Source organism: Candidatus Synechococcus spongiarum SH4 (assembly GCF_000586015.1).
Classification (GTDB): Bacteria; Cyanobacteriota; Cyanobacteriia; order PCC-6307; family Cyanobiaceae; genus Synechococcus_B; species Synechococcus_B spongiarum_F.
In genome coordinates this window covers 1-2,700 of record NZ_JENA01000222.1, presented here as the reverse complement: position 1 = coordinate 2,700, position 2,700 = coordinate 1, and the positions used below count along the sequence as shown (strand labels likewise).

General features: G+C 61.7%; 5 protein-coding genes. 3 read left to right on the top strand and 2 right to left on the bottom strand.

Going from position 1 to position 2,700, the window contains the following annotated elements:
- The 3 genes from BG35_RS12855 to BG35_RS0108765 form a co-directional block, all read left to right on the top strand.
- Positions 1–170, top strand: a 170-nt coding sequence (locus BG35_RS12855) for a DUF3134 family protein (protein ID WP_152535256.1), incomplete at its 5' end; no start/stop codon positions are given.
- Positions 171–226: 56 nt separating this feature from the next.
- Complete coding sequence (gene mraY / locus BG35_RS0108770; protein ID WP_051506230.1) at positions 227–1,336, top strand: phospho-N-acetylmuramoyl-pentapeptide-transferase; 1,110 nt, start codon at positions 227–229, stop codon at positions 1,334–1,336.
- A gap of 23 nt (positions 1,337–1,359) precedes the next feature.
- A complete protein-coding gene (locus BG35_RS0108765; RefSeq protein ID WP_025782522.1) occupies positions 1,360–1,602 on the top strand; it encodes a hypothetical protein in 243 nt (80 codons plus the stop codon).
- 270 nt (positions 1,603–1,872) lie between these two features.
- Here the strand turns inward: BG35_RS0108765 and BG35_RS11695 are convergent, their stop codons facing one another.
- Both BG35_RS11695 and BG35_RS13210 read right to left on the bottom strand, forming a co-directional pair.
- Positions 1,873–2,388 (bottom strand): NotI family restriction endonuclease, encoded by a 516-nt coding sequence (locus tag BG35_RS11695; RefSeq protein ID WP_051506229.1) that lies wholly within the window; start codon positions 2,386–2,388, stop codon positions 1,873–1,875.
- A gap of 48 nt (positions 2,389–2,436) precedes the next feature.
- Positions 2,437–2,700: DNA adenine methylase (locus BG35_RS13210; RefSeq protein ID WP_034418161.1), on the bottom strand; the 264-nt coding region annotated here is incomplete at its 5' end.

Sequence of the window (2,700 nt, the reverse complement as noted above, 5' to 3'; positions counted from 1 at the left end):
AAGAGCCGGACCTGCTCAGTTGGTTGCAGACCACAGGGCGGCTGTTGCAGGAGGAAAAGTATCAGGGTCAGGACCTGAGCACCATGGAAGAGGAGGAACTCTCTGTCCTCATGGGTGAACGGGAGAACTACAGCAAAGATGATGAGCAGGACGACAACTGGGAAGACTGAACCCGGCCTTGTGGTGATGCCCAAGGTTTAGGCTGGCGCCAGTCTGCCGCCACGGCATGGGTGCAGGACATGGCCCAGCAGCCTCCCCGCCACGACACAATCTGCCTGGCTCCGGCGCCCTGTGGGCGGTTCTCCTCATCGGCCTGGCGCTGCTGGCGGCGCTGGTGGTGGATCGTCACATGCGCCAACTCCAGCTCAGCCCACCCCTTCTCCTTACCGGCCTGGTGAGTACACTGGCCTGTGGCCTGGGGATTCCCGTCCTGCGGCGCCTGCGCATGGGCCAGAACGTTCGTGTGGACGGTCCCCGCAGCCACCAGGGGAAAAGCGGCACCCCCACCATGGCCGGTTTGCTCTTGGTGCCCTGTGGCGTGGTGCTGGGGGGGTGGGTGGACGCCAGTGACAGCCGGCTGTTGCTGCTGGCCGCCACCGGCCTGGGCTTCATGGCCGTTGGCGGTCTGGATGACTGGCAAAGCTTGCGGCACAGGAAAAACCAAGGGCTGAGGCCCTGTACAAAACTGCTGCTCCAGGGGCTGGTGGCCATTGTCTTCCTGACCAAGGCCAGTCAGCAGGGTTGGCTGCCCACCCAGGTGTCTTTCCCCTTTGGCGGGGTGCTGGAGTTGGGGCCGTTGATCTGGCCGCTGGGCCTGTGGACCTTTCTGGCGGAAAGCAACGCCGCCAATCTCACCGATGGCCTGGATGGTCTGGCGGCCGGTTGCGGCGCCGTCATTCTCCTGGGCATGGCCGTTCAATTGATGTTGCGGGGCAACAGTGGTGATCCTGCCTTGGCAGGGTTTGCGGCAGCCATGGCGGGGACCTATCTGGGATTTCTGATGCACAATCGCCGCCCTGCCAAGGCATTCATGGGGGATACGGGGTCATTGGCCCTGGGGGGGATTCTGGCGGGTCTGGCCTTGTTGAGCGATAGTCTTTGGGCCTTGCTGATCATGGGTGCGGTGCCCATGGCCGAATCCCTCTCCGTGGTGCTCCAGGTGAGCTGGTTCAAGTTGAGCCGCCGCTGGTGGGGGGAACCCCGGCGTCTGCTGCGCATGGCGCCCCTGCACCACCACTTCGAGTTGAGTGGGTACAGCGAGGTGACCGTGGTGGCGGGGTTCTGGTTGGCCGCCATGACTTCTGTTGCCCTGGGCCTGCTGTTGCTGGCAGGCTAGGGGGAGGGATTCCGGTGCTTGCCATGCCCCATTTCACTTGGCGCGACAAAGGATTGAGTGAGGATTGCCATAGCCTGGCCGCCATGGCCGTCCGCTTTGAGGAGGCCGCAGCTCTGATGCGGCGCCTCGCCCATGACGGCTTCCGTCTGGAGCACCAGGGTGATCAACAACACATCACCCACACGGATCCCGCCGTGTTTGCAGCATTCGGCTTCCTGGACGAGGCCGGGCCGGGTCGTCAACTGGAGTTGGTGGAGAGTCCCTGAGCCAGGGGGCGGAGCCCCAAAGGCGCGGGAATCGGTGGGGCAGCGCCGGATAGGGTGCCCGCCCCTTGCCAGCACTGGGGTAGTACGACCTGATCACTTCCAACAGCTTCCCCCACGGTATCAGTCCCTCCAGCCGCTCCAGAAACTTCTTTCGCCGCGTCCTTCCCTTCTTGCTCTCCTACTCAAGGTCCCCAAAGCTCCTCGCAACGCTCTTCATGGCAGTGGGCCTCCTGCCAGATCCCAGTCACTCATTCCATCCTAACACTCCTGTCACTTGCTCAGAGCCGATGGTCCGCCAAGGGACGCGAAGAACGGACGATCCACAGCAACAGCAATTTTGGAATGCCACCGGCGCAAGGTCGGCCCTTTGATCTGCAACTGGGGCATCAGCCGCTTGGCGCTGGATGACTGCCAATCCGGCCGACGATTGTGCTGTGGATACGGTGGTTGCCCATGCCGGTCTTGCCGCAGGGCCGCGAATTCTGCCTCCATGCCCGCACCGGAAAAATAGACGGCCTGCACTTCCAGACCAAACCATCTTAGTCCTTGACGCCGGGACGCGATGACCAAATCAATTTTGCCGGCAGGCTTCCCCGTGGTCGTGCTGCGCATGAAAGGAACCTCCCGGGCAAGCATCACGTCATCCAGTTGAAACCCGACAATCTCGGCCAGCCACCGGATGACCATCCCATCCTGCTCAAAGCGGGTGGGGCAGACAATCACCGGCTCACCGGCAGCGGCAGTGATCCGCTGATCTGCCTCGCGGTAAGGCTGGATGGAGCACACACCACCGCGTTTGCGGTCGACCGTACCATTCCCCAATTCCGTAACGGCTCATGAGAATAAAGAATCTCGGGTAATGACCAGTTCAGGAATGCGGGCGTGGTGTCCGTTCTTCATGTCAACAACCACGGCGTGGAAGTGGTGTTGACGAATCAGTTCAACCACCTGTGAGGAATAATCATAGGTCATCAGGAAATCAGCATGGCTACGGGCCAGGCCATGGAAAATCCGTTCATGATCAACCGTATTGTGCCTATAGAGGCGAGAACCGGCTCGCTTCCCACCGGCAGCAGTGTAGGGCGGGTCCACGAAAAA